This is a genomic window from Paenibacillus sp. JMULE4 (assembly GCF_013337105.1).
Classification (GTDB): Bacteria; Bacillota; Bacilli; order Paenibacillales; family NBRC-103111; genus Paenibacillus_G; species Paenibacillus_G naphthalenovorans.
In genome coordinates, this window is sequence record NZ_SGWF01000011.1 from 299,876 (window position 1) to 325,338 (window position 25,463).

Here is a 25,463-nt window from a genome sequence, read left to right on the forward strand (position 1 = left end):
ATGGTAGTTGGAGACGCATCAGTTGAAATCGATGTGCTTGTCATCGGAGCCGGTCCCGGCGGGTATGTCGCCGCGATCCGTGCCGCCCAGCTCGGCAAAAGCGTGCTGGTGGTGGATAAGGCCGAGCTTGGAGGCGTCTGCCTGAACCGCGGCTGCATCCCGTCCAAAGCCTTGATATCCGCGGCACATCAATATGAGCTGGTCAACCATGCCGCTTCGGTCGGTATCTCGGCGGAGAATGTCTCGATCGATTTTAACAAAGTCCAGGAGTGGAAAAACGGCATCGTCAAAAAGCAATCCGGTGGCGTCGGCATGCTGCTCAAGGGTAATAAAGTACAGGTATTCCATGGCGAGGCGCTGTTCATCAACGAGCATGAGGCGCGCGTGTTTAACGATAACGAAACGGCCCGGTACCGTTTCAACCACTGCATCATTGCGACGGGGTCCCGTCCGATCGAGCTCAAGGCGTTTCCTTTAGGCGGCAGGATCATCTCCTCGACAGAGGCGCTGTCCTTAAAGGAAATTCCAAAGAGCATGGTCGTGATCGGCGGCGGCTACATCGGAATCGAGCTTGGTCAAACCTATGCCAAATTCGGTACGAAGGTTACGGTGCTGGAGGGATCGGATTCGATTCTTCCCGGCTTTGAGAAGGATCTTACCCAGCTTGTGGCGCGCAACCTGAAAAAGCTGAATGTAGACATCGTGACGGAAGCGTTGGCGCAGAGCTCCGAGCAAACCGACAAGGATGTAACGGTGACCTACACCGTAAAAGGCGAGGAAAAGAAAATCACGGCCGACTACGTGCTTGTTACGGTAGGCCGTCGTCCCAATACGGACGGCGACCTGTCCCTGGAACTCGCCGGAGTGGAGGTTGGCGAGCGCGGCCTGATCAAGGTGAACGAAAAATGCCAGACCAACGTGCCGCACATTTATGCTATCGGCGACATCGTACCGGGTCCTGCGCTTGCGCATAAAGCTTCCTATGAAGCAAAAGTGGCGGCGGAATCGATCGCAGGTCTGCCCAGCGCAGTGGACTATAAAGTCATTCCGGCCGTCGTATTCTCCGATCCGGAAATCGCGGGCGTCGGTCTCAGCGAGACGGAAGCAAAAGAGAAGGGCATCAATGTCGTCGTAGGCAAGTTCCCGTATGGAGCTAACGGACGCGCGCAATCGATGAACGCCACCGACGGCTTCGTGAAGCTGATCGGCGACAAAGACAGCGGACTGTTGCTTGGCGGGTTTGTCGTCGGTGCAGAAGCGTCCAACCTGATCGCCGAGTTGACGCTGGCCATTGAGATGGGAGCCACGCTTGAAGATATCGCGCTCACGATCCATGCGCACCCGACGCTTGGCGAGATTACCATGGACGCTGCCGAAGGCGCGCTTGGCCATCCGATTCACCAGTTAGGGAAGTAAGAAAGAATGAAAAGCCGAGGATGAATGGAAATCCATGTATCCTCGGCTTTTTGCGTTTAAAGCAGCACGGATGCCGAGGCGCTATTTGTCCTTGTCTCAGCATGTCTGTTCCATGCAAAAGGATGTATAATAAAGACAATGACCAAGGGATAAAGGGCGTGTTCAACTATGCAAGCGCATACCTGTTTATTGGCGGATCGGGACGAAAACAAGCAAGCCGCGGACGAATGGGATCGGGAGTGCGGGACAAGGTTTATGGCTGAGCGGTTTTTGCAGTTGAATCCGGGTGCCGGCAAAGCGGAGCCGGAAAACTCATGAAGGGCGGCTCCTTTGCAGGCATTGACGGCTGCCCGGCGGGCTGGCTAACGGTGGAGCTTACGATTGACGGAAGCTGGACGGCGGGGGTGTTCGAGGACCTGGAAAGCCTATGGGCGGCGTATCGGCAGGCAGTGTTGTTGTTGATCGATATGCCGATCGGTCTGGCCGACGGCAGCGAGCCGCGACGCTGCGATGTGCTGGCGCGGCAGCTGCTGAAGCCCGGACGGGCGTCCAGCATATTCCCTGCGCCCGTCCGCGAGGTGCTGAGTGCCACGGATTATGCGCAGGCGAATGCGCTCCAGCGCAGGCTCAGCGGTCGGGGATTATCGCGTCAAACCTGGGCGCTAGTCCCGAAGATTCGCACGCTGGACCGGCTGCTCCGGCAGGATGAAGCGGCCCGCTTAACGTTTCGCGAGTCGCATCCGGAGCTTTGCCTCGCACAGCTTTTCGGCCGCCCGATGCGCAGCGGGAAGAAGAGCCAGGCGGGCTTTGACGAGCGTATGGCGCATCTGCGGGGCGTGTATGCACAAGCCGACGAGGTTGTCGAAGAGCTGATGCTGCGGTATCCGCGCAAAGCGGTGGCGCGGGACGATATCGTCGATGCGCTTGTGCTCGCGGTAACGGCATGGTTGAGTGAAGGCAGACCGAGGCAGCTGCCCGAGGGCGGAGATGGGGACCGCTTGGGAATACAACGGATCATAGCTTATTACTGTTTTCTTAAAGAGGAAAGGTTGGAAAAGCACAATGCCGAATCGTTGGGCAAGCTTGATGGTTGAAAAGGCTGCGGTTGGCATCTGTCTTTGCAAATGGGATGGCCGTCAATTCATGGTCGAAGAGGCGAATCCGGCTTTTTTCCAGATCATCGGCTATACAAAAGAAGAGCTGGGGCAGGCATCCTTCTTATCTTTTCTATCGGCTGAATACAGGGATTGGGTATTGAAGCGTCCGGAGTTTTTTGAGTATGATGAGGTTCTGTTTTCGGAAGAGAGATGGACCGTAAAACACGGGCATCAAGTGGATGTGGAGCTATCTTTACGCGAAACGGTTATGGATGGGGTCTATTACTATATTATGGTTGTCAGAGACGTCAGCGATAAAAAATGGATTTTACGGCAGGGTACGGGGTATGAGGTAAGCGGAACGCTGACGACGAAATTCCGCTTTACCGATTGCTCGCTCCACGGCCCCTTGCTGGATCTGCAGAGAAAAGATTTGTTAGCGCAGCCGTTTCTTTCTTTTGTCGGATCCAAACATTTGCTTCAGGTAAGGCACTCGCTCCGCCAGGCCTTATTGTCCGCATCCGGCTTCAGTATGACGCTGGAGTGGGTACATAACCATCGACAGGCAGATATGGAATTTCGCTTTCAACCTCTGTTAAACGGCAGGCAGGAAGTCACCCGAATTGCCTTTGTCGGCAAATGCCTGGCAAACGGGCAAACACGGGAACCGTCGGGAATAGCTGTTACGCTGCGCATGCTGATGGCGGAACGCCGTATGACGGCAACCAGGCTTTCTGAGCTGACCGGACTGTCCATGGGCACGATCTCCAAAATGAGAAACGGAAAAATTACAAACCCGCATAAATATACCATACAATGTATTGCGGATGCACTGGGTGTTCCGATTACCGAGCTTTGGCGCGATTAGATCTGTAACAATATGTAAAAACGGGCGTAAATAATGCAATGTTTTAACCTTTTTGTCGAATATTAGCGAAAAATGACACATAAAATACTTTCTACAAGCATGGATTAGTCCTTTTGTCTTATATCGTGTTGTCGTTTGCCGATCTGCTTGATTATAATTTAATTATAAAACGGAATATTTCATTACGATAATGGCAAACTTGTCGAAAGGCAAGGACGCAAAGCAATGGGCCTAAAGTATTTTATGCTATGGCAGCCATGCCGCCGATAATGGAAGGAACGTATTTTTCATGCACCTTTCCCCGGCTGGAGAAGGTGCATTTTTTCTAAGCTGCAAAACGCTTGATTCAGAGGAAGGAGGTAGTCCGGATGTCCGACTCTATTACGGAAATGGAATTGGTCAAAATGATAAAATCGTTGGCGTTGGATTCAGCGCCGAATGGTGCCGGTTTGTCGGATTATTCCAAAGAGGAAGCTCTCGGCGGGCATAAAGAAAATACGAACCGAGGCTGGTTTAGTGTAAGCGGAAATGAAATTTTTGTACATACGTCGGATGACGAGATGTCGCCCCTTACCATTGAGGCTATACCCCCGGTCAAGCTGACTGTTAATGGAGAAGCGGTCTCCGGTACGGTAACCGTAACATCCAAGGACAAGCTGGAGTGGTCCGTAGAGGAATCTCCATTGTTTGAAATTCAGGTATCCGAGGATCGTATGCAAGCCTACCTGCTTGTGCATTCACCCGTCAGGTATGTATGGAAGCTCAGCGAGTGCGAGCCTGCCGCCCATTTGGTTCTCAGAGCGGAAGAAGACCAATCGATTATTCTTAACAAACTGGAGTTTAACGATATTATTCTTGAGCTGGATCGTTTGTCGATCACGAAAAACCGGAACATCGGGGCAGTGTTTGAGGAAGTGCTTAATCCGACATTCGAGCCGATTCTGATCGCGCGGGGAAAGCCTCCGGTTCCCGGAAAGGATGCGGAGCTGCAGCTCTTTTTCACAGAGCAGGTGGAAAATCAGTATGTGGAAATCGGGGGCGTGGTCGATTACAGAAATCATTTAAATATTCCTTCGGTCACTCCGGGAGATGTGATCGCCCGAAAAATTCCGCCGGAAGAAGGGACCGTCGGCTACGACGTATATGGCAATTTCATTCGGCCAAAAGAACCGAAGGATATTGTTATTGTAGCCAAAGACGGGGTGCAAATCCGGGAGGACGGCTTCGTTATCGCTCTTAGAGAAGGAAGACCGCGCATCACCGGCAACCAAACGAAGTTTTTTGATATTACGAAGGCTTATATCGTACCCGGCGATGTCAATATTGAAACGGGACATATTGTTTTTTCCGGCGACATTATCATTTATGGAAACGTGATGGAAAGCATGATCGTCGAGTCGCTTGGCAATGTGTATATCTCAGGCAGTGTCTACAACGCTACCGTCACGGCAACCGGCAGCATTTACATTCAAGGCAATGCGATCAAAAGCAATCTGTACTCCGGTTATTTCGGGGTGTTGTATAACCGGCTTTACAACAATTCCAAATTGTTAATGTCCCAATTCGAACAGCTGCTTGAAGCAGCGAAGCTTCTTTTCGAGATGGTGGAAAAGAAGGGGCAGAAGCCCCATTACGGACAAATTATTTTACTGCTCGTGGAAAACAAGTTTAAAGATATTTATAAACTGGCCAAAGAAGCGTTATCGGTGATTATTAATATCCGGTCCCGAGACAAGACGGCTTGGCTGAATCTTAAAGACATGCTGGAACGGTTCCTTCAGCTCTCCCGGATGCCGCAATTGATTTCTCACGGAACGATTCTCGGCATTTTGAATTCTCTCAGGGAGACGGTCCAGCATGTCGGCAGCATGCAAGAAGCCAAAGTACGGATCGATATCGGGCAGTGCCATTTATCCACGCTCAAATCCAACGGCGACATTTTGATCCGAAAAGAAGGGGTGCTGCAAAGCGACCTGTACTCAGCGGCCAATATTGTATTTTATGACAAAGATGCCGTATGCCGAGGCTCCCGTTTGGAGGCGGACGGCATGATTTCCGCCATGATGGTCGGCGGTCAGACGGGGGCTCCGTCGGTTTTAAGGTCCAAGACGAAAATTATTCTGAAGAGCATGAGCTCCGGCAGGGTATGCATCGAAAATTACTGCATCGAAATTCTGGAGCACATCGAGAATCAGACGATCGATATGGAATGGGTAAAAAGCCGCGTATATTCCGCCAGAGGCATTCAAAATCAACAGACCAACGGTAAATTGGCGTGATGACGGACGATAAAGGTTTACGCCAGTTGATAGAAAAATCGCATCTTCTGGGCAAGAGGTTGAATAAAATATATATAATCGAAATGGACTATTAATTCTGCCAGCTTCCTCCATTCTTACAACGGAAAGCCTTAAATCGCTTCAAGAGCACGGTCTTAAACTTGACAGTACGGATGTGATTCTCCCGGAATTTGAGCCTGAGCAGCTTGTACGGCTTGCTATCCGTGAGATGAAGGAGATGTTTGCGGATATCCGCGCCGCCGGAAGGGTTCCTGTCGACAAGGTATGCCGTACGGTTCTGCCGGCCATCATGCGTATTTCGGGCCGTTCGGATACGTACCGCATTTTGTTGACGCTGGAGAAGCAGGATGAAGATACGTACAAGCACAGTGTCGGAGTCGGCGTGATGGCGGGATTGCTGGCCAAATGGCTCGGCCTGTCCGTAAATGAACGGGTTCGAATCACCTTGGCCGGCCTTCTTCACGATGTGGGCAAGCTGTTCGTTCCGCAATCGATCCTTCAAAAGCCGGGCCAATTGGATGAACAGGAGTTCTGTGAAGTCAAGCGCCACGCCCGGTACGGTTATGATCTCCTCGTTCGCGAACCGGGGCTGGATCCGGTGATTGCTTTGGCCGCGCTGCAGCACCATGAACGGGAGGATGGCAGCGGCTACCCTGCGGGGTTACCGGGAAACCGCATTGAAAAGGTTAGCAAAATCGTGGCTGTGGCCGACGTGTTTCATGCAATGTCCTCTAAGAGGGCGTACCGAAATGCTTTGCCTTTATTTGATGTGCTTCAAAGCATCGCCGATCATGCTTATGGTATGCTGGATCCGGGTATTGTCCGCTGCTTTGTCCGGCATGTGACCGAATGTACGATTGGAAGCCGTGTAGACTTGTCTGATGGAACGCAAGCAACGGTAGTCATGGTTCATGAAGCGGATCCTTGTCGTCCCCTGGTGTATGGGTCCGGTCAGTTTATCGACCTGAGGAAGCGGCCGGGGTTAAAGATCGGAAGGCTGCGCGACGGGGGAACCGTTTCTGTATAGTGGATGATCATCGAGGGCGCCGGGCGGTTTCTCCGCTGATAAGGGCGCTTTTTCGCGTTTCATGGCTTTCCGCGCCGATCGTCAACAATGAATATTTCCGCAGATCCTCGTAGAGGCGGCCTGTTGAGGACAACGGAAGGTGAAGGAAAGTCATATCGGGTTAGCCGGAATCATATATTATCCATTACAGGAATATGTAAACGTTTTCGGACGACCCTGGCAAAACATTAGTTGATCCGGAAGCGGTTTGCTTACCAAGCGCAGCTTGACATGACTAGCCCGATGTGGAGGTGGTTTCAATGACCAGCAAACCTTGGCTCAAGCATTATCCTGCCGAGGTGCCACCGACCTTTGATTATCCGAAGCAGAATTTGGCACATTTCTTGAAGGAATCCGCCCAGACCTATCCGAAGCATATCGCTTTAGATTTTTTGGGTAAAAAAATATCTTACCGGGAGCTGCTCGATTCAGCCTACCGGTTTGCGAATACGCTGATCCGCCTCGGCGTCAGAAAGGGCAATCGCGTAGCGATCATGCTGCCCAATTGCCCGCAAACCGTGATCGCTTATTATGGCACACTGCTGATGGGCGGAGTGGTAGTGATGACGAATCCGATGTATACGCCGCGGGAGCTGGAGTACCAGCTCAAGGATTCGGGGGCGACCGTGATCGTAACTTTGGATTTGCTTTTCGACCGGGTTTACCAGGTAAAGGAGAAGGCGGAAATCCGGCAGATCATCGTTACGTCTATCAAGGACTATTTGCCGATACCGCAAAATTGGCTGTATCCCCTATTTGCCAAACTGAAGAAGATGAAACGGGATGTTATTTATGGGGAAGGCGTATATTCGTTCGTCAAGCTGCTGCGCCGGGCATCCCCGGAGCCGTGCGGCGTCAAGCTGGATGCGGAGAATGATCTCGCACTGATTCAGTACACGGGCGGGACGACAGGGCGGGCCAAAGGCGTGATGCTTACGCATTATAATCTGGTCGCCAATACGATTCAAAACCGGCTCTGGTCTTACCGTTCAAAGCAGGCAGGCGAGGTTTATTTATCTGCATTGCCTTTTTTCCATGTTTTCGGCTTAACGGTGCTGTTGAACAAATCGGTCTATTTGGCTGGAACGATGGCTCTGCTGCCGCGATTTGAGATCGCCCTGCTGGTCGAGACCGTACGACGGGTGAAGCCGACGATCTTCCCGGGCGCCCCGACGATGTATGCGGGTTTGATCCGTCATGCGCTAACCGGCAGTACATTGTCTTCTCTGGAGGTGTGTGTCAGCGGCGCGGCTCCTCTTCCGGCGGAGATTCAGCAGAAGTTTGAAGCCATGACGGGCGCCAGACTGGTCGAAGGCTATGGCTTAACAGAGGCGTCGCCGGTCACTCATGCGAACAATATATGGGAGAAACGTAAAATCGGATCGATCGGCATTCCGTTACCCGACACGGAGGCCCGGATCGTCGATCCCGATCACGATACGGAGCTGCCGGCGGGGGAAATCGGCGAGCTGATTGTTCGCGGCCCTCAGGTTATGAAAGGCTACTGGAATCGTCCGGAGGATACGGCAGCCGCTTTGCGGGATGGCTGGCTGTACACCGGGGACATGGCGAAGATGGATGAGGATGGTTTTTTTACCATTTTGGACCGAAAGAAAGATTTGATCATTGCCGGCGGCTACAACGTTTATCCACGGGAAGTCGAGGAAGTGCTTTATGAACATCCTGAGGTTGAGGAGGCTGTGGTGGCAGGAGTGAGCGACCCTTATCGCGGGGAGACGGTAAAAGCCTATTTGGTGATGAAAAAAAACAGTGAGGCAGGTGCGGAAGAATTGAACCTCTGGTGCCGGCAAAGACTCGCAGCATATAAGGTACCGCATGTTTATGAATTCCGCGAAACGCTGCCCAAGTCTCTGGTGGGCAAGGTGCTGCGCAGGAAGCTTGAGGAAGAAGAAGCGGAGAAGACGGATGACGATACGGTGGAAAGCTGATCTGAAACGATTTCGATGGGGAACAACGAGCAAGCTTGCCGGCGGAAAAGGCTTGACCGGAGGCGGCACCGGACATGTTCTGAAATGCCCGGCGGTGTCTTGGAAGAGAGCCAGCCGGAACGGGTGACGGTACGTTTCATTTGGTGATCCGCCACTTGAATCCATTGATCTTCGAGGTGAGCTATGGCCATTCGGGATGAGCTTCAGCGACTTGTGGATCGAATGAACGGCAGCCCCGAGGCGATCCGGTCGCTGAATGCGGTATATCAATTTCATCTGGCAGATGACAATGTGCTGCAGGTACGCTTTCATGGAGGACAGGTGAGCCTCAAGGAGGGGGCGCCGGATCCTGCGGATTGCAAGCTGACGATGACGGAGGCGACGCTCCGCAAGCTGATGAACCGTCAACTGAACGCGGCAGCCGCGTATATATCGGGGGATCTAAAGGTGGAAGGAAAAATGACGGTCGCCTTCCGGCTGCAGGAGGTATTGAAGGCTTATTCATAAATTTCAGGGTAGTTCTGACTTCAATGAGGGTGCTCCGACAGGTCGAATCCGGCCTGAGGGACACCCTGTTTTGATATGGAGACATAGATCCGGAGCCAATCCAATACAGCTGATCAAAAATGGGGAAAAAATGCGGCTGGCCGAAAAGAACGGAGTATAGGGACCGGGAAAATCCGATTCCTAAAGGCTGTCGGTAGAGCATCATTTGCGGTATGTTGAGCAGCGGTTCATGATCTGGAAGCCGCCAGAAGCAAGGCCGATTGCTGCCGCCCATAAATTGCAGTTGTCAACCCGAAGTCATATTGCTATAATTCATGATTGATAATGATAACCATTATCAATCATGAAATAATCGAATCCGTACATTCCATAAGCGGACAAAGCGTACCAAGTGAACAAGGCGGACAAACCTATTTGTCAGCATGATTCGGTTAAAAGGAGAAGGTGAAGGCCGATGAATTCGATCCGGACGGAAAGCACAGGGCCGTGGGCTCATGAGGCGGAGGGTTTGATGGTTCATCTTCTGGACATCGATTTGATGAAAGGCGGCTGCGAATGGAGGATGGAACAGCGGTTCACCGAATCATATGTCTTAATCGTTGCCACGTTAGGGCAAGGACGGTTATCGATCGGCAGCCAACATTATCGGCTGAGGCAGGATGCGGTTTATGTTTGTCCTCCGGGAGAGACGTTCGGGGCTGCGGCGGAGTCCGAGGATGGGCTTGGATTGTTTCTGCTTCGCTACGAGCTTTACCGCATAGCCGGTTCAAATCGCGATGCCGTACGCTGCAGCGGCGGAGCCGGCTTCTTCCCGGAGCGTGGAGAAATCCCGGTTCCATCCGGGGCTCGTTTGGCCGCATTGTGTCATACCGCCTATCTGCACAGGCAGAGTCGTGACAGCCTGGAGCGTTTCCGCGGGCAGCTTGTGTTCCAGGAACTGCTGTACTCTATCTTGGAGAACAGACGCCACTCGGCCGAAGATTCGCATTCGGCGCTGGAGCGCGCGAAAGCGTACATGGACAGCCATTACCAGCAAAATCTTTCGATCGAGCAGCTGGCCCGTCTGGCGGATATAAGCCCTAAGTATTTTGTGGACCTGTTTAAAAAATTGTACGGCATCAGCGCCGTCGATTATTTGACCGCCCTGCGGATGAACAAGGCGAAGCAGCTGATGGCAAGATCCAACGCGAGGCTGAAGGATATCGCCCATCAAGTCGGCTATAACGATGAATTTTATTTTAGCCGCAAATTCAAAAAGGAGACGGGCTGCCCGCCGACGACCTACATGTCGAAACGCCGCCGCAAGATCGCTGCATACGGCGCCGGGGTGACCGGGCACCTGCTCGCGCTCCATATGATCCCTTACGCCGCTCCTCTTAACCCCAAGTGGACAGCGTATTATTACCGAACATACCGTTCGGATATACCGGTCCATCTTAGTGCGTACCGCCATAACGAGCACTGGAAATCCAATATTGAAACGCTGTTTCAGGTGCGCCCCGATACGATCATCAGTACCGACGAACTGCAGGACGGGGAGAAGGAGATGCTCGAACAGGCGGCTCCCGTATATTATATCCCGCGGAAGCATACCGACTGGCGGGAGCAGTTGAGGCTGACCGCCGAATATCTCGATATCCCCAAGGAAGCGGAGCTGTGGCTTAACAATTATGACCGGAAAGTCAAAGCCGTACGGGAGCGTTTGAAGCACAAAACGAAGAACGAGACGTTCCTGACGCTGAGCATATACAAGGACCGCTGTCAGGTTTATGCCAACCGGAGCATCATCGAGGTATTCTACGGGGATCTCCAGCTGACTCCCGCGCATGCGATCGATCAAGTTTTTACTGGAGAACCGGTAACCCCGGAGCGGCTGCACGTTTACGATGCGGACCATATCCTCGTAAACGTATGCCAGGAGACGGAATCGCTCCTGCATTGGGAATCGCTGCAGCTCTCTCCGTCGTGGCAAAGCTTAAAGGCTGTAAGCCGCAATCAGGTCTATGTCATCTCTTCCGATCCTTGGCGTGAATATTCAGCTTCCTCGCACGACCGTCTTGTGGACGAGACGCTCAGGCTGCTAACAGGAAATCGTCCATGTTAATTCAGGATTTCGTCCATGGTTCAGGCCAAGGCGATGTTTTATAATTGCAAATGAGAATTGTTATCAATTGAATCGAAGAAGCTTGGGAGGAGACATCAGCATCATGAAAACGAAGTTTGTAAGCTTTAGCTTCATCGTATTACTCATCTTGGTTTTAGCCGCATGCGCAAACCAAGCAGCGCCGGCGACGGGCGGCGCCCCTGCGGGGAATAAAACATCGGAAAGCACTGCCGAGAAACCGAAGGAACCGCCAATTGCGGGTCAAACGAAAACAATCACTTATTTGGACAAGCAATATACGGTCACCGTGCCCTCCGGCAAAATCGTCATAACGGGCGCTCTGGAAGCGATGGAGGACGCCCTTGTGCTGGGGGTTGAACCGATCGGCGCTATAACGGTCGGCGGCAAGTTCCCCGACCTGTTTAAGCCGATTACCGGGTCTTCGCAATCGATCGGCGAGAAAACGCAGCCGAACATGGAAACGATTCTGAAGCTGAAGCCGGATGTCATTCTCGGCACAACTAAATTCCAGCCGGAGGTGGTAGAGAAGCTGGCGAAAATCGCTCCGACGATTCAGGTATCCCATATTGCTACCAACTGGGAAGCGAATCTGCGTCTGATGGGCGAGCTGACCGGCAAGCAAGCGGAAGCCGAGAAAGTGCTGAAGCAGTATAAGGACGATGTCGAAGCGGCGAAAAAGCAGCTGGGCGAGAAGTGGAAAGGGAAGAAAGTCGTGACGGTCCGGATTCGCAACGGAGCCCTGAATATTTATCCGGCTGACGTTTTCTTCAACCCGACGATTTATGGAGAGCTTGGAATGGACGTGCCGGATGAGGTCAAGGCAGCCAAAGCGCAGCAAACCATTTCTTTAGAACAGTTCAGCGCCATGAACCCCGATGCGATCTTCCTTCAATTCTCCGAGGACGAGAACAAGGATCATTTGAAATCGCTGGAGGAGCTGCAAAACAACCCGATCTGGGGAAGCATCAACGCGGTGAAAAACAATAAGGTGTTCGTCAATGTCGTGGATCCGCTCGCACAAGGGGGCACATCCTGGAGCAAAATCCATTTCCTGAAAGCAGCTGTTCAGAAGCTGTCCGAATGAGAGGGCTCGGTTGACGTATGAGGCTTCGGATTTCTTACACCGCGTTTTTGCTCGGCATTGCCCCCGTTATGATCATGCTCATCATGCTCTTATCCATACGCTACGGGGCAAAATCGATGGATGTCAGCACGGTGTGGAACGCGTTCTTTCATTTCGATAAGGGAAATGTGGACCATCAGATTATTATGCATTCCAGGGTTCCCCGGGCTGCCGGGGCACTACTTATCGGAGCCTTCCTCGCCATATCCGGGGCCATTATGCAGGGGATGACAAGGAATTACTTGGCATCCCCCTCTATTATGGGGGTTACGGACGGCTCGGCGTTCGCTATTACGCTGGGAATGGTGCTGCTGCCGGAGGCCTCGTCAATGGAGTTGATCGTATGCTCTTTAATCGGCTCCGCTTTGGGCGTCGGGATCGTTTTCGGCATTGCATCGCTGCTGCCCGGCGGTTTGTCCCCGGTTCGGATGGCGATTATCGGGACGATTATCGGAACGTTTCTGAGCAGTGTTTCCGCGGCGGTAGCGACGTACTTTCAAGTTTCGCAAAATATCAGCTTCTGGTATAACGCAAGGCTTTACCAGCTCGATCCGACACTGATCAAGCTTGCCATCCCGTTTGCTGTTGTCGGCATCGTCATGGCGTTGTGCATTTCCCCGTCGGTCACGATTTTATCGCTAGGCGAGGAAGTGTCCATCGGTTTGGGCCAGCGTACTCTGCTTGTGAAAGCGGCCGCTACAGGAGCTGTCGTCATTCTGACGGGAATTTCCGTCGCTTTGGCCGGCAAAATCGGCTTTGTCGGGCTGCTGATTCCGCATATCGCCCGATTTTTTGTCGGCGTCGATTATCGTCGCATCATTCCGTGTGCGGGGGTGCTGGGCGGACTTTTTCTGGGGCTGTGCGACATTCTCAGCCGGTTTCTCAACTATCCGTTCGAGACGCCTATCGGGGTGCTAACCGCACTTTTCGGCGTGCCCTTCTTCCTCTATTTGATTCGCAAGAGAGGAGGCGGCAAGCATGCGTAAAGGCTCAGAAAGGCCCTTGTGGCATGTACAGCTTGGCTGCTTCGTCGTCATCGCGGCGGCGGTATACATCCATCTGACCAACGGCGAATTTGACATGACGGTCTCTGAAGTGCTGCGTACGCTGCTCCGTATTCACCCGCAGCCGGATCACGATATGGTACTGTTTGAGTTTCGTCTGCCGCGCATCGTCATTGCGGCGTTGGTCGGTTTCGGCCTCGGTATCGCAGGCGCGGTGATTCAAGGCGTGACCCGGAACGGCCTTGCGGATCCGGGGATTCTCGGCATCAATGCAGGTGCCGGTGCGGCGATCGTATTATTTATGTTTTTCTTTCAAGGGAATGTCATCCGTACCGGATGGACAGCCATTATGATGATGCCGCTCTTCGGTCTTATCGGAGGTTTGGCCGCCGCCGCACTTATCTATTTCTTTGCCTGGCAGAACGGACGACTCGATCCGCAGCGTTTAGTTTTGACAGGGATTGCGATCGGTTCTGGTTTCGGCGCGTTCACCATGTTCCTTTCCCTGCAAATGAACGCCAAAGATTTTGAAATGGCAACCGTCTGGCTGACGGGAAGCATTTGGAATGCCAACTGGGTCTATATCGCATCCATGCTGCCGTGGTTTATCGTGCTTGTGCCCGTTCTCATGCGCAGGGCGCCTCTGCTCGATGTGTTTCAGCTGGAAGAAAGCTTGGTTAAAGGTCTCGGCGTTCGCGTGGAAAGAGAGAAAAGCTTGTTTTTGCTGAGCAGCATCGGACTGGTGAGTGCCTGCGTGTCCGTGTCGGGCAGCATCGGCTTTGTCGGATTGCTCGCCCCGCATATTGCGAAGCGTCTTGTCGGTCTGCGCCATCGGCGGGTGATGTCCGTCTGCGGACTGATCGGGATGATGATGGTCATTGTCTCCGACCTGATTGCCAAAACCGTGTTCTCGCCTGCCGAGCTGCCTGTGGGCATTGTGATTTCGATAGTTGGCGTCCCGTATTTCGTCTACTTGCTGTTTAAAGCCAAAGCCTAGGATATAAAGAAGGGAGAGCGGGCAATGAAGGGCAAGATCGTTCGGGAAAAATTCGAGGGCAGGGAACTCCTGATCTACCTTCCCCAAACCTATGAAACGGACTCGAAAAAGTATCCCGTAGTCTATGTGCATGATCTCGGCGATGTGTTTGATCCGGCCAAGAGTGAAGCCCTCTATGAGCTGGAACGCATGTTTGCGGATGGGTCGCTGTTGGAGGTGATCCTGGTCGGGGTGGAATCCAAAAACCGGATGGACGAATATACGCCCTGGTTTGCGAAGGCCCTTTCCACACCATACAATTACGGCGATTTCGGCGGGAAGGGCGGCGAGTACCTCTCTTTTCTCGCCAACAAGCTGAAGCCATACATGGACGCCTCGTACAGAACAGCCACGGACCCGGAGCATACAGCCGTCATAGGCAAATCGCTCGGCGGGCTGATTTCGATGTATGCGGCTTACCTGTACCCCGGCGTGTTCGGCAAAATCGGTTCCATCTCCGGCTCGTACTGGTTCGAAGGGTTTGTAGACTATATGCGAACGCATGCGATGGACCACGGCAAAATGAAAATCTATATGGATGTAGGAAGCCTGGAAGGGGTCGGCAAGCAGACCGTTCAAAAGGACATGGTTCCACTAACCGGACAAGCGCATGCGATCTTGAGACAAAAGGGCTTTTCCGAAGAACGATTGACGCTGGTGACAGAAGAAGGAGCTGTACACGAACACTCCTATTTTTGCAGGCGATTTCCAAGTGCGTTGAGGTGGTTGTTTCATGCCGTATAAAAAAGCAGCTTTAGAACCCGTTCCGCCGTATGCCATCGTCCATTCGGAAGCGAGAGTCATGTATTCGCGGAACGGGAACCGGGAGTACCGGATTTTTGTGTTCAAACCGGCGCATGAGGCGCCTCCCGAGGGGTTTCCCGTCATCTACGTGCTGGACGCCAATGCCGTATTCGGAACGATGGCTGAAGCGGTCAGGCTGCAATCCCGCAAGCCGCACGGGTTCGGCCCTGCCGTCATTGTCGGGATTGGCTATCCGACGGATGAGCCGCTGGAATCAACAAGAAGATTTTACGATTACACGAAGCCCGCCTCCGCCAAGCTGCCGGTCAGACCCGACGGGTCCCCTTGGCCCGAAACCGGAGGAGCCGATGCGTTCCTGTCTTTCATTGAGGATGAGCTGAAGCCGGCGATCGAACGGGACTTTCCGATTGACAGGAACCGGCAAACCCTGTTCGGCCATTCGCTTGGCGGGCTTTTTACACTGGATGTGTGGCTGAACCGGCCGGAAACGTTCCAAACCTATGTGGCGGGCAGCCCGTCCATCTGGTGGAACAACCGGTATTTGCTGGACGCCGCACGCCGTTTGGCGGAAAGACAGGAGGACAAGGCCCTGCCGGCAGCGGTGTTGATGGCCGTGGGCGGCAAGGAGAAGCCGTTTATGATCCAGGATGCCAGGGAGCTGTTTCAAACGGTAGAGCCTCTTTCTGGACGGGGAATTCGGCTCCAATTCATGGAGCTGGAGGACGAGGGGCACATTACCATACTGCTGCCTCTGATCAATAGGGCGCTGCGGTTCGCTTTAGCGGAGAGCGGGGAGCCTGGAGGCAAACTTTAACCATTTATCATTTGAAGGGAGGTCGCGGACTCATGGAGCTCGCGCGATTAATCAGGGAACGCCGTTCCATTCATGCTTTTGAACACCGGGAAGTCCCGCCCGAGCTTATTATGGAGCTCATGGACACTGCCGTCTGGGTACCCAATTATCATATGACCCAGCCTTGGCGGTTTATACTGACCTACGGCGAGGGCCGCAGGAAGATGGCCGAAGCGGTCCGGACGATGAAGGAAAGCAGGGAGCCCGACCCGGCCCTGAAAAAAGAGGTCGGTCAGAAGTTTTACAATAAAATCATGGCTATCCCGATGATCATGACCGTCATTATGAAGGAAGATCCGAATCTGGTCGTCAGGGAAGAAGACTACGCTTCGACCAGCTGTATTATTCACAACCTCAGCCTGCTGGCTTGGGAACGGGGAATCGGCATGGTATGGGAGACATACGGCTGGCTGCATCACCCCGTATTTCGCGAGACGATGGGGATTTTGCCTGGAGAAAAGGTGCTGGGCAATCTGCACATCGGATACCCGGCTCAAATTCCTAAAGCTCAGCCGAGAATTCTGGCGGCGGAGCGCATTACTGTGGTTGATAGAGTGTAATGGCGGAAGGAAAGACGAAACAGCAAGTGCACAGACGTCCCTGATTACCACTCGGGGACGGTATTTTTATTTTTACGGACGTTTTCCGCATGCTCAAACTTATTTCCCGGCCCAGTATCTGAAACCTAAAACAACCCGACCGGAGATTCCGATCAGGTTCACAGGCCCCGAATTATGGCTGGGCGACGATGACATGAATGCCTTTATTCACAAACTCCTCAACCAGATGGGCAGGGGTTTGCCAATCGGTGACCAGGGTATCGATTTGTTCAATTGAAGCAGAGGTGGCCAGAGCCGTACGTCCGATCTTGGTATGATCGGCCACCACAATTAACTTTTTGCTTATGGAGACAAGCGATTTTTTCACTCCCAGTGCAAGCAAATTCGTGTTCATGGCCCCCAGTTCCGGCGATAATGCGTTGCATCCGATAATGGCTTTGTCGCAGCGGTATTTTAATAGCACTTCTTCGCATAAATCCCCAACCAGGGAAAGGGTTTTACTCCTCAGGATTCCCCCGGACAAGATTACGGTTATTTCTTCACGATCCGCTTCGCCAAACATTTGACCAATGGTAAGCGATGGGGTCACGACAGTCAAGGGTTGAATGTTTACTAAAAGCTTGGCTACCTCAGTGGTTGTTGTCCCGGCGTCCAAAGCCACGATTTCACGCGGCTGAATCAATTGTGTCACTGCTTTCGCGATGGCTTTTTTTTCGACAGTGCAATCCCCTACACGCATACTACCAGTATCGTTATGTTTCTGGCAGCAGCGGCAATGGTATCGTCATGGTTGATCACCGTAGCTAGTTTCCCCTGAAAAAGTCAGGGTGTTTTGAGCATAATTAAAAGGAATTCAGCACCTCAAAATGGAAATTGTTATTGTCGAGATAACAAAGTTCCACACCCCGAGGGAAGAATTCCTTTGCTATAGGAGTTCAACAGAAGCCCTCGGGAATCCTTCCAAGAGGTGAAGAAAATGTTGAAACTTCGAGACGAGCAATTGACCATCTGGGATGCCATTCTCCCGGAATCTGTTAGAAAGTTGCCGGTCGAGCTTGCAATCATAGATCAATTACTGGACGACGACCGTTTTCTTCAACCGTTTACTGAGTTGCACCCGAAAGGCAAGAAAAGCGGCCGTCCTACGCTTGCAATTGAAAAGTACATCCGTCTTATGGTCCTGAAGCATAAATACAATTTGGGCTACGAGTCACTCGTGAAGGAAGTCGGTGACAGCATCACATGGCGAATGTTCTGCCGGTTTGCCATCGACGAACCGATGCCCGACCCGTCTACGCTCATCTATGCCCGCAAACGCTACGGCGACAAGATCGTCGAAGACATCAATGCCGCACTCGTAAAGCAGTGTGAGGAAAAAGCCGTTCTGAAAACCCGCAAATTGCGCACGGATACGACGGTTGTGGAATCCGATATCCATCACCCGACAGACGCTACGCTGTTGCAAGATGGCGTAAAAGTCATCACTCGAACGATTCAGAAAATCCGGAAAGTCGCCTCCCACACTGTTCAAGGCTTTGAAGATCGTACGGCAGAAATCAAGGAAAAGATTCTGTCCATCGCGAAAGTTCTACGTCGCCGCACCCGTGAATCTTGGGAAGAAGTTGACCGGATCACTGGGAGCGTAATCGAAGTAGCCGAGAACGTTGTGAACAAGGCGCAAACCGTTATCGAGAAACTGCAAGACAAGGGCAAAGCTGCTCTTCGACAAAGTAAAACCAAACTGACCGAGGCGGTCACGCTAACCGGCAAGTTGTTGGAACAAGCCAAACAGGTCGTTTCCGGCAATCGAATCATCGCAGATCGGATCGTCAGTTTCTTTGACCCGGAAGCAAGACCGATTAAGAAAGGTAAGCTGGCCAAAGGAACTGAGTTCGGCTACAAGGTGCGAATCGACGAGACGGAAAGCGGCTTTGTGACCGGCTACGCTGTCTACGAGGGGAACCCCTCGGATGATGAACTGCTCGTTCCCGCTGTACAGGCGCATATCAAGCAATTCGGCAAAGCGCCGCAAGCTGTAGCGACCGACCGCGGTTTCTCAAGCAAGAAGAACGAAACGGCCATTACCGAACTTGGTGTGAAGCGAGCTAGCTTGCCGCGAAAGGGCAAAAAAGGCATTGCCCGATCCGAGTACGAAAACGAATTATGGTTCAAAGACTTGCAGCGTTACCGTGCAGCTGGAGAAGCGAAGATTAGTCTTCTCAAGCGGAAGTACGGTTTGAACCGCAGCAGGTATCGGGGCTTTGTCGGCTCAAAATGCTGGGTCGGCTTCGGGATTCTGACCCACAACCTGCAAAGAGCGGCAAAAATGCTCCAAAACTAACATGGAAACCGATCATTAGGGAAAGTTCCCCCTCACAACCCAGCCAGCAACCCGAAACTATTTTTGAAAATCGACTTTTTCAGGAGCAACTAGCTAACATACCTGGCGAGCTGACGGCCATGCTCGTTCCGTTGATGGAAAATAAATTGCTCCTGCTTATGGCCATCAACCTGGTCGTTTTCTTGGTAGGCACGGCGATGGATTTGACCCCTACGGTTCTTATACTGACGCCGGTGCTTATGCCAATCATTACGGCCGCAGGGCTGACGTTCGAAAATGCGGTTGTTCGCGATCGTGTCATGAAATGGCCGAAAATCCTATTGCAGTAGTGGGTAATATCATCACAGATGGGACCTGCGATGGAAAGTTATAGTTGAGGGAGTAAGGGTATAGTATTTTTGTTCTGTACAGGCACTGATAGGCTGCGGCCCACATAGAATAGTACTACTTTCATCATGGGGGTGGCTTGAGGTGCCTGGATTTTTTTCTGCAATTGCCTTGTTTATTAAAGAGTTAATGCTGCTGGTTTCGTACGTTAAAAATAATGCGTTTCCCCAACCGCTCGCTGAAGATGAAGAAGAGAAGCATTTACGATTAATGGCTGAAGGGAATCAGCATTCCCGCAATTTGTTGATAGAGCACAATCTGCGGCTCGTGGCTCACATTGTCAACACGTTGTGAACACGAAACGACGTCAGGAGGATGTGGCGCGGTTTTTGTGCAGCGGGCGGTTTGTGCGGTGAGGGTGGACGAGCTATATGGAGCCTGAATCAACTGGTCCGAGGGGGCCGGTTTTCTGCTTCTTCTGGAGTTAATACCGATACTTGAGAGCCTTGTACGGCAAGTATTCCGTATACCAACGGAGCTTGCCATTAAGATTGAAGGGAATAGCCGTATTCTACCATACTTCATATCTTCCAAATCTAGTATAATAAAGTATCGACATTTTTCTCCGAAAGGGTATGCGCGCGGTATGATGAACTTGTTTGATGTAGTACCGGAAGGATTATTTCATCTTCTGACGGGTTCCAATCGGAAGATATATGCGGAAGCACTGCTGCTTTTATACGAGCATTCGCAAAGGGAGCGGTTTGGCATTCGCTATGAAGTCATGCGGGATCTGCTGCAGGAGCTGCTGGAGACTCAACAAGAAACGGGTATGGTCATTTCTGCCGATGAGGATGAGCCGGTTGGAGCTGGAAGAGAGGATCAGCTTACGTTAGAGGATGTCTCCAGAGCTCAGGCCAATGCATTGCTGCGACGGCTGGAACGGGCGAAGTGGATTGATGTGGAAACCCGCAGCCAGTTCGAAGCTTATATTGTACTTCCCCATTATGCCAGCCGGCTGATTGCGGTGTTTCAGGAATTATGCGAAGCACGGACGGTCGAATATCAACGGTTTGCTTTTGTAACTTATCAGCTTCTTACCGGCGAGGAGGCCAAAATGCGCCCTTGTTTCGCCGTAATGGAGGCGGCACAGGTAACAAGGCAATTTCGCCATGAATTGATTGGGTTATACAATAATATGAAGCATCACATGGAGACAGTTGTTCAAAAAACCTCGATTCGCGAAGTGCTGGACCATCATTTTGAAACCTATAAATCGCAAATTGTAGATAAAAGCTATCACCGGCTCAAAACGTCGGATCATGTGGCGCGCTATCGTTTTCAAATCCTTCATACGGTTCAGAAGTGGCTCCTAGATCGGGGTTTGCTGCAGGAAGCTGCAATGGACGGCGTCAAGAGCGAGCTGTATGAAACGGTTGAACAAGCGGAATATGCCGTCAAGGAAGCTTTATTCTTCATTGAAGAAACCTTTGTCGGGCTGGAAGAGATTTTCTATCAGATTGATGTGCGGCATAACCAGTATCTTCGTTCTTCCTACGACCGGGCCAGATATTTGAGTCAGCAGCATGAAGGATTGGACCGCCGGTTGACACGTCTGCTGGAGCTGCTCGGCCAGCAAAAGCAGGATGCGGAATACTCGCTGTTCGCGATTAATCAGGTTCGCGGATGGTCAGAGCAGTCACTCCTGCCGCCGCGCCGCCGAAGGATGGCTCATCAGCCGGAGACCCATGTTACGGTTCCGATTCCGGCACACGTGATGGAGGAGCTGCGACAGAGGAACGTAGAGAAAATGCGCAAGGCCATTACCCGTAAAAAAGTGGATGATTACGTCATGACCCGGCTTGGTGACCGAAAGCGCATGGAACTGATCGAGCTCGCTCCAAGTAGTGCCGAGGAATTTCTTATGCTGGGGTATGTTTATTTGTATGGCTCGGATGGTGGCTCGCGTTTCAGCTTGGACCGGCAAGGCAAGCGGCAGACGGTTAGTGTCGGAAGATATCGATTCCACAATCACGACATTGTCCGTAAAGAGCGGGGAGGATAACGATTCATGATGTTTCAAGATTTGAGCGACTCTGAACAATCGAAGGTCAAAGAAGCAATCCAGCGACTCATGGAGGTTAACCTTCTGATCAAAGACAAGGACCGGGAGTTGTATGCGACAATTCGTCGCTACCGTACCGCGTTGGAGGGCTATTATCGATTCCTTGGTTGGGAACTTGTCGTGGACGAGCGGCATGAATGCGTCTATCTGCATATTCCCGATGGCCGTCTTCGCCGTAGGCTTGACCGGGAACAGACACTATGGCTACTGGTGCTGCGCTTACTTTATGAGGAGAAGAGGCAAGGCCTATCGCTGGCGGATTATCCTATGATTACCCTTTATGAAATTCGCAGCAAGTACGAGACGTTCCGGCTGGAATGGGTAAACCGTACCGCATTGGACAGGCTGGTTAGATTGTGCGTACAGGCCCAATTGATTGAACCGCTGGATTCCGACATTCGTTCCGATGATGCCCGGTTCAAGCTGTTCCATACTTGGATCTATATGATTCAGACGGATGAGATGCAGTCGTTACTTGATAAGCTAGAATTGTACCTGACGAACGCGGAGGGAGGATTGCTGGATGAAATGGATGAAGCGGCTGCGTCTGATTAACTGGCATTATTTCAAGGACGAGGAGCTGGAATTCGGAAAACAGACGTTGATCACTGGACAGAACGCCGCGGGAAAATCGACGATTATTGACGCGCTGCAGGTGCTTTTCGTTGCTGATCATCGAATGATCAAGTTCAATGCGGCTGCACACGATGACGCCAAACGCAGCTTTATCAATTATCTTAGGGGAAAAATCGGCAGCGACGAGCGCTCCTTTTTGAGGGACGGCGATTTTACGACTTATATTGCAGCTGAATTCCGGGACGAGGACCGTAAGGAATGGTTCGTTGTCGGGGTAGCGATTGATGTATACCGAGGAAGCACGACCGGGGAAGAAGAGTATTTCATTTTGTCAGATCGGCGGTTGGATGATTTGCAGTTTGTCAAATCCAACGGCCAGCTGCTCAATCGAGACGAATTCCGCAAGCGCTACGGTGGGGAAAGCGTCAGGGTCAGCGGGCTCTCCGGAAAAAAGGCTTTGTTTGAAAGGAACAAGACCAACTATCAGAAAGCCTTACTCGCCCGGATGGGACAGCTTCATGATCGGTTTTTCACAATATTCACCAAAGCGCTCTCGTTCAAGCCGATCCAGAATATCCGTGCTTTTGTCTACGATTATATACTCGACCGAAAAGAGCTGCAGTTGGATTTGATGCGGCAAAATTTCGAGATCCACGAACGGTATCGCCAGGAGCTGGAGCATCTTCAGGAGAAGAAGCTGCACCTGCAATCCATACGTGAGTGTTATGCCCAGTATGCCAAATACAAGGAGACTGCCATTGAGCAGGATTATGTGATCCGGCGCTTGAAAGCGGATTACGAGAGTGAGAATCTGGAGCAGACCGAACGGGACAATGTCCGGCTGGAAGAAGAGCTGCGACAGCTTGCGGATGATATTGACCTTGCCGCCCGGTTGCAGGCGGAAGCCCGGGACAAGCAGCAGGATGCTTACCAGCGCTGGCAGAACCATGCTGCGGAGAAGCGCAAGAAAGAGCTGAACGAGGACATTGCCCGGCTCACCGCTCAACAGAGCGAGGGAGAGAGGCTCTTGCTCACGTATCGGAGACAAATTGAACGGGAGCTTCAGCTATTGGCGAACTTGTACGATTGGCCGGACAATCCGTACTGGACATGGAAGCCTGGAGAGAGGGAGACGCTTCGCAGTTATCAGGAGAGCCTGGCGCGTCTTGACGCTGTGGCACGTTGCGGAATCATTGAAGTCCATGAGGAAGAAGAGTGGACACGGGATCTGGCTGAGATTGGAGAAGGTCTAACGGCGTGGCGTGACAGGATGCTCGTTCAACATAACCAGTTGCAGGAAAAGCTGGGTGAAACGGACGCTCGAATCGAAGAGTTAAGAACGATCATTCGTGATCTGGAGCAGCAGAAGCGCAGCTATGCCGAACCGGTGCGCCAGTTGAAGGGCATCTTGGAGGAACGGCTGCGGGGCCGCTCGGCGGTTTGGGTGTTTTGCGAGCACATGGAGCTCAAGGAAGAGCTTTGGCGTAATGCGGTGGAAGGGTATTTGAACACCCAGCGCTTCGATCTGTTGGTTGAACCGGAATGTTTCGCAGAGGCATTGTCTATTTATGAAAGGGAGAAGCGAACCTATCGGCTGGAAGGCGTCGGTCTCGTCGATACGGAGAAGGAGAAGCGGTATTTGGGAACGGCCGTAACCGGTTCCCTGGCACTCGAGCTGCAGGCGGAGCATCCCGTAATCCAGGCGCACGTCGAGCATTTGCTGGGCAAGGTGATGAAGGCTGCAAACGAGCAGGAACTGCGACACCATCGTACAGCGGTGACCCAATCATGCATGGTTTACAACAACCTGGTAGCCCGGCAGATGCGCAAGGAGCAATACGAGGTTCCGTTCATAGGCGCCAAAGCGATCGCCCGCCAGTTGGAAATCCGCCGCTCCGAGCTGGTGTCTGCCCAGGACGAACGGCGCATGCTGTATGCTTGGGGTGAACACCTTTCCGAATGGATCGGCAAATTGAAGGAAACGGGCTGTACCAAGCTTGCCGACCATCTTGGCCTGATGCGGCATATCCACGAATGCTCGGAAATGCTATTGCAGAAGACAGAGGAACTGAATGGTCTCGATTTCAGCGAAGCGGAGCGGCTGCAGGCGGAGTATGAGCAGTGGAAGAAGGATGAACAGAAGTGGCAACAAAAATGGGGATCCTTACTCCGAAAGCAAACGGAAACCGAATCGAAAAAGTCCGAAGCGGAAGGAAAGCTGCACTTGCTTCGGATTAAGGTGCAAGAGTACGAAGCCGCATGGCGGAATTGGATCAATGAGCACGGCAGCGAGCGGGAAGCGGGAGCGATGCAAAGATACGAAGAAGCATGCAATTCGTCCGCCTCCACTTGGCAGAAAATCCAAAATTGGGAAGGCAGCTGGAAGGGTCAGCAGACACTGCGCGACAGCCAGTTCAACAAGCTGCAATTAATGCGGCAAAAATATAATATCGATCAAAATTTTATCGCCGACATCCAGAAGGTCACGAACGAGGATTACGATCGGCTGCTTGAAACGATCGAACACCTGAATATTCCGGAATATCAGGATAAAGTTGCGGCGGCTTTGAAAGAATCGGAAGAGGAGTTCAAGTCCCACTTTATTTTTCGGTTAAGGGAAGCGATCGAGATGGCCCGTAGGGAGTTTCACGAGCTGAACTATGCGCTGAGGCATTTTCCTTTTTCCGACGACAAGTATCATTTTGAGGTTTCCCCTAGTGAACGTTACAAGCGCTTCTATGATGCCGTGATGGATCCCATGCTTTTGGAAAAGGGTTCATTGTTCGAATTACCGGACAATGATCGTACCGAGGTTCTGCATGAGTTGTTCGATCTTCTGGTCAAAGGTGAGGCCGGACAATTGGAGGAGTTCTCGGACTATCGGCAATACTTGGATTTCGATATTATCGTAACATCCGGCAACGGCAAATACCGCTTCTCGCAAGTGCTGAAGGAGAAATCGGGAGGCGAGACGCAGACACCGTTCTATATTGCGATATTGGCTTCCTTCCACCACTTATATTCCGGAAAAAGCACGCGGCTTGTCATTTTCGATGAAGCGTTCAATAAAATGGACGAGCAGCGGATTCAATCCAGTCTGCGGTTGATTAAGCAAATGGGTCTGCAGCTGATTGCCGCCGTTCCCGATGAGAAGATGCAGCATATGGCTCCTGAGGTGTCCACCACGCTGTTCGTCAGCAAGCATAACTACCAGTGTTATGTAGACATGATTGACAAATGGGACAACGGGGCGGAAGACGAGATGGCGAGAGCGGGAGCCGTGGAAATAGCGGAATATGAGGCTGAGGCGGCTGCCGCATCGAATTTATCGAACGTTGACAACGGGAAATCCCCCTCAGCCGATGATGCGGATGAAGGAAACGGTCAAGGCTTTTTATTCTAGATTTTATGGTAAGGGGTGATCT

20 protein-coding genes, 2 pseudogenes and 1 riboswitch are annotated in these 25,463 nt (G+C 52.0%); of the genes and pseudogenes, 21 read left to right on the forward strand and 1 reads right to left on the reverse strand.

The annotated features are described in order from the left end of the window. The 15 genes from lpdA (at position 1) to EXW96_RS06750 (ending at position 16,669) form a co-directional block, all read left to right on the forward strand. Complete coding sequence (lpdA, locus tag EXW96_RS06680; protein ID WP_174350178.1) at positions 1-1,416, forward strand: dihydrolipoyl dehydrogenase; 1,416 nt, start codon at positions 1-3, stop codon at positions 1,414-1,416. A 168-nt stretch (positions 1,417-1,584) separates the two neighbouring features. Next, positions 1,585-1,734, forward strand: a complete 150-nt coding sequence (locus EXW96_RS06685; RefSeq protein ID WP_160327383.1) for a hypothetical protein — start codon at positions 1,585-1,587, stop codon at positions 1,732-1,734. Beyond that, the gene (locus tag EXW96_RS06690) at positions 1,731-2,510 is read left to right on the forward strand and encodes a DUF429 domain-containing protein (protein ID WP_174350179.1); all 780 of its coding nucleotides are present in this window, start codon (positions 1,731-1,733) and stop codon (positions 2,508-2,510) included. The genes EXW96_RS06685 and EXW96_RS06690 overlap by 4 nt, the downstream gene beginning before the upstream one ends. Continuing rightward, positions 2,479-3,381 (forward strand): helix-turn-helix domain-containing protein, encoded by a 903-nt coding sequence (locus EXW96_RS06695; RefSeq protein WP_174350180.1) that lies wholly within the window; start codon positions 2,479-2,481, stop codon positions 3,379-3,381. Before EXW96_RS06690 ends, EXW96_RS06695 begins: the two co-directional genes overlap by 32 nt. Before the next feature lie 182 nt (positions 3,382-3,563). Then, a riboswitch (cyclic di-GMP riboswitch) is annotated at positions 3,564-3,649 on the forward strand. Between the two features lie 100 nt (positions 3,650-3,749). Beyond that, positions 3,750-5,660, forward strand: coding sequence for a flagellar assembly protein A (locus tag EXW96_RS06700; RefSeq protein WP_137670140.1), 1,911 nt, complete (start codon positions 3,750-3,752; stop codon positions 5,658-5,660). Positions 5,661-5,835: 175 nt separating this feature from the next. Further along, entirely contained in the window at positions 5,836-6,708 is an 873-nt protein-coding gene (locus EXW96_RS06705; RefSeq protein WP_174350181.1) for an HD-GYP domain-containing protein, read from the forward strand. Positions 6,709-7,007: 299 nt separating this feature from the next. Then, positions 7,008-8,696, forward strand: coding sequence for a long-chain-fatty-acid--CoA ligase (locus EXW96_RS06710; RefSeq protein ID WP_074727197.1), 1,689 nt, complete (start codon positions 7,008-7,010; stop codon positions 8,694-8,696). Positions 8,697-8,879: 183 nt separating this feature from the next. Continuing rightward, positions 8,880-9,203 (forward strand): SCP2 sterol-binding domain-containing protein, encoded by a 324-nt coding sequence (locus EXW96_RS06715; RefSeq protein WP_174350182.1) that lies wholly within the window; start codon positions 8,880-8,882, stop codon positions 9,201-9,203. A gap of 454 nt (positions 9,204-9,657) precedes the next feature. After that, positions 9,658-11,307 (forward strand): AraC family transcriptional regulator, encoded by a 1,650-nt coding sequence (locus EXW96_RS06720; protein ID WP_174350183.1) that lies wholly within the window; start codon positions 9,658-9,660, stop codon positions 11,305-11,307. A gap of 103 nt (positions 11,308-11,410) precedes the next feature. Beyond that, complete coding sequence (locus EXW96_RS06725) at positions 11,411-12,412, forward strand: ABC transporter substrate-binding protein (RefSeq protein WP_174350184.1); 1,002 nt, start codon at positions 11,411-11,413, stop codon at positions 12,410-12,412. Between the two features lie 17 nt (positions 12,413-12,429). Beyond that, positions 12,430-13,437 (forward strand): FecCD family ABC transporter permease, encoded by a 1,008-nt coding sequence (locus tag EXW96_RS06730; protein WP_174350185.1) that lies wholly within the window; start codon positions 12,430-12,432, stop codon positions 13,435-13,437. Next, positions 13,430-14,452, forward strand: coding sequence for a FecCD family ABC transporter permease (locus EXW96_RS06735; protein ID WP_174350186.1), 1,023 nt, complete (start codon positions 13,430-13,432; stop codon positions 14,450-14,452). The genes EXW96_RS06730 and EXW96_RS06735 overlap by 8 nt, the downstream gene beginning before the upstream one ends. Positions 14,453-14,476: 24 nt before the next feature. Next, positions 14,477-15,235, forward strand: a complete 759-nt coding sequence (locus EXW96_RS06740; protein ID WP_174350187.1) for an alpha/beta hydrolase — start codon at positions 14,477-14,479, stop codon at positions 15,233-15,235. Next, the gene (locus EXW96_RS06745) at positions 15,225-16,070 is read left to right on the forward strand and encodes an alpha/beta hydrolase (RefSeq protein WP_174350188.1); all 846 of its coding nucleotides are present in this window, start codon (positions 15,225-15,227) and stop codon (positions 16,068-16,070) included. The genes EXW96_RS06740 and EXW96_RS06745 overlap by 11 nt, the downstream gene beginning before the upstream one ends. A gap of 32 nt (positions 16,071-16,102) precedes the next feature. Continuing rightward, positions 16,103-16,669, forward strand: a complete 567-nt coding sequence (locus EXW96_RS06750) for a nitroreductase family protein (RefSeq protein ID WP_062409175.1) — start codon at positions 16,103-16,105, stop codon at positions 16,667-16,669. Positions 16,670-16,841: 172 nt separating this feature from the next. On the opposite strand, the gene EXW96_RS06755 is transcribed toward EXW96_RS06750, so the two are convergent. After that, positions 16,842-17,408, reverse strand: coding sequence for a DeoR/GlpR family DNA-binding transcription regulator (locus EXW96_RS06755; RefSeq protein ID WP_174350189.1), 567 nt, complete (start codon positions 17,406-17,408; stop codon positions 16,842-16,844). Between the two features lie 237 nt (positions 17,409-17,645). Between EXW96_RS06755 and EXW96_RS06760 the strand changes: the two genes are divergently transcribed. The 6 genes and pseudogenes from EXW96_RS06760 (at position 17,646) to EXW96_RS06785 (ending at position 25,441) form a co-directional block, all read left to right on the forward strand. Beyond that, entirely contained in the window at positions 17,646-19,010 is a 1,365-nt protein-coding gene (locus EXW96_RS06760) for an ISNCY family transposase (protein WP_074730239.1), read from the forward strand. Between the two features lie 89 nt (positions 19,011-19,099). Continuing rightward, positions 19,100-19,276, forward strand: a pseudogene (locus EXW96_RS27335) (TRAP transporter large permease subunit); the annotation flags it as partial. A 205-nt stretch (positions 19,277-19,481) separates the two neighbouring features. Beyond that, positions 19,482-19,679, forward strand: a pseudogene (locus EXW96_RS06770) (RNA polymerase subunit sigma-70); the annotation flags it as partial. A 304-nt stretch (positions 19,680-19,983) separates the two neighbouring features. Beyond that, positions 19,984-21,402, forward strand: coding sequence for a Wadjet anti-phage system protein JetA family protein (locus EXW96_RS06775; protein WP_023554900.1), 1,419 nt, complete (start codon positions 19,984-19,986; stop codon positions 21,400-21,402). A gap of 6 nt (positions 21,403-21,408) precedes the next feature. Then, positions 21,409-22,017 (forward strand): DUF4194 domain-containing protein, encoded by a 609-nt coding sequence (locus tag EXW96_RS06780; RefSeq protein WP_174350191.1) that lies wholly within the window; start codon positions 21,409-21,411, stop codon positions 22,015-22,017. Beyond that, positions 21,986-25,441, forward strand: a complete 3,456-nt coding sequence (locus EXW96_RS06785; protein WP_174350192.1) for an ATP-binding protein — start codon at positions 21,986-21,988, stop codon at positions 25,439-25,441. The genes EXW96_RS06780 and EXW96_RS06785 overlap by 32 nt, the downstream gene beginning before the upstream one ends. Positions 25,442-25,463: the final 22 nt, after the last annotated feature.

Bases quoted from the DNA above. Each gene is read 5' to 3' on its own strand.
- EXW96_RS06775 (WP_023554900.1), top strand. From the start codon at position 19,984: ATGATGAACTTGTTTGATGTAGTACCGGAAGGATTATTTCATCTTCTG.
- EXW96_RS06760 (WP_074730239.1), top strand. From the start codon at position 17,646: ATGTTGAAACTTCGAGACGAGCAATTGACCATCTGGGATGCCATTCTC.
- EXW96_RS06700 (WP_137670140.1), top strand. From the start codon at position 3,750: ATGTCCGACTCTATTACGGAAATGGAATTGGTCAAAATGATAAAATCG.
- EXW96_RS06745 (WP_174350188.1), top strand. From the start codon at position 15,225: ATGCCGTATAAAAAAGCAGCTTTAGAACCCGTTCCGCCGTATGCCATC.
- lpdA (WP_174350178.1), top strand. From the start codon at position 1: ATGGTAGTTGGAGACGCATCAGTTGAAATCGATGTGCTTGTCATCGGA.
- EXW96_RS06785 (WP_174350192.1), top strand. From the start codon at position 21,986: ATGAAATGGATGAAGCGGCTGCGTCTGATTAACTGGCATTATTTCAAG.
- EXW96_RS06715 (WP_174350182.1), top strand. From the start codon at position 8,880: ATGGCCATTCGGGATGAGCTTCAGCGACTTGTGGATCGAATGAACGGC.
- EXW96_RS06690 (WP_174350179.1), top strand. From the start codon at position 1,731: ATGAAGGGCGGCTCCTTTGCAGGCATTGACGGCTGCCCGGCGGGCTGG.
- EXW96_RS06780 (WP_174350191.1), top strand. From the start codon at position 21,409: ATGATGTTTCAAGATTTGAGCGACTCTGAACAATCGAAGGTCAAAGAA.
- EXW96_RS06685 (WP_160327383.1), top strand. From the start codon at position 1,585: ATGCAAGCGCATACCTGTTTATTGGCGGATCGGGACGAAAACAAGCAA.
- EXW96_RS06735 (WP_174350186.1), top strand. From the start codon at position 13,430: ATGCGTAAAGGCTCAGAAAGGCCCTTGTGGCATGTACAGCTTGGCTGC.
- EXW96_RS06730 (WP_174350185.1), top strand. From the start codon at position 12,430: ATGAGGCTTCGGATTTCTTACACCGCGTTTTTGCTCGGCATTGCCCCC.
- EXW96_RS06755 (WP_174350189.1), bottom strand. From the start codon at position 17,408: ATGCGTGTAGGGGATTGCACTGTCGAAAAAAAAGCCATCGCGAAAGCA.
- EXW96_RS06710 (WP_074727197.1), top strand. From the start codon at position 7,008: ATGACCAGCAAACCTTGGCTCAAGCATTATCCTGCCGAGGTGCCACCG.
- EXW96_RS06725 (WP_174350184.1), top strand. From the start codon at position 11,411: ATGAAAACGAAGTTTGTAAGCTTTAGCTTCATCGTATTACTCATCTTG.
- EXW96_RS06750 (WP_062409175.1), top strand. From the start codon at position 16,103: ATGGAGCTCGCGCGATTAATCAGGGAACGCCGTTCCATTCATGCTTTT.
- EXW96_RS06695 (WP_174350180.1), top strand. From the start codon at position 2,479: ATGCCGAATCGTTGGGCAAGCTTGATGGTTGAAAAGGCTGCGGTTGGC.
- EXW96_RS06740 (WP_174350187.1), top strand. From the start codon at position 14,477: ATGAAGGGCAAGATCGTTCGGGAAAAATTCGAGGGCAGGGAACTCCTG.
- EXW96_RS06720 (WP_174350183.1), top strand. From the start codon at position 9,658: ATGAATTCGATCCGGACGGAAAGCACAGGGCCGTGGGCTCATGAGGCG.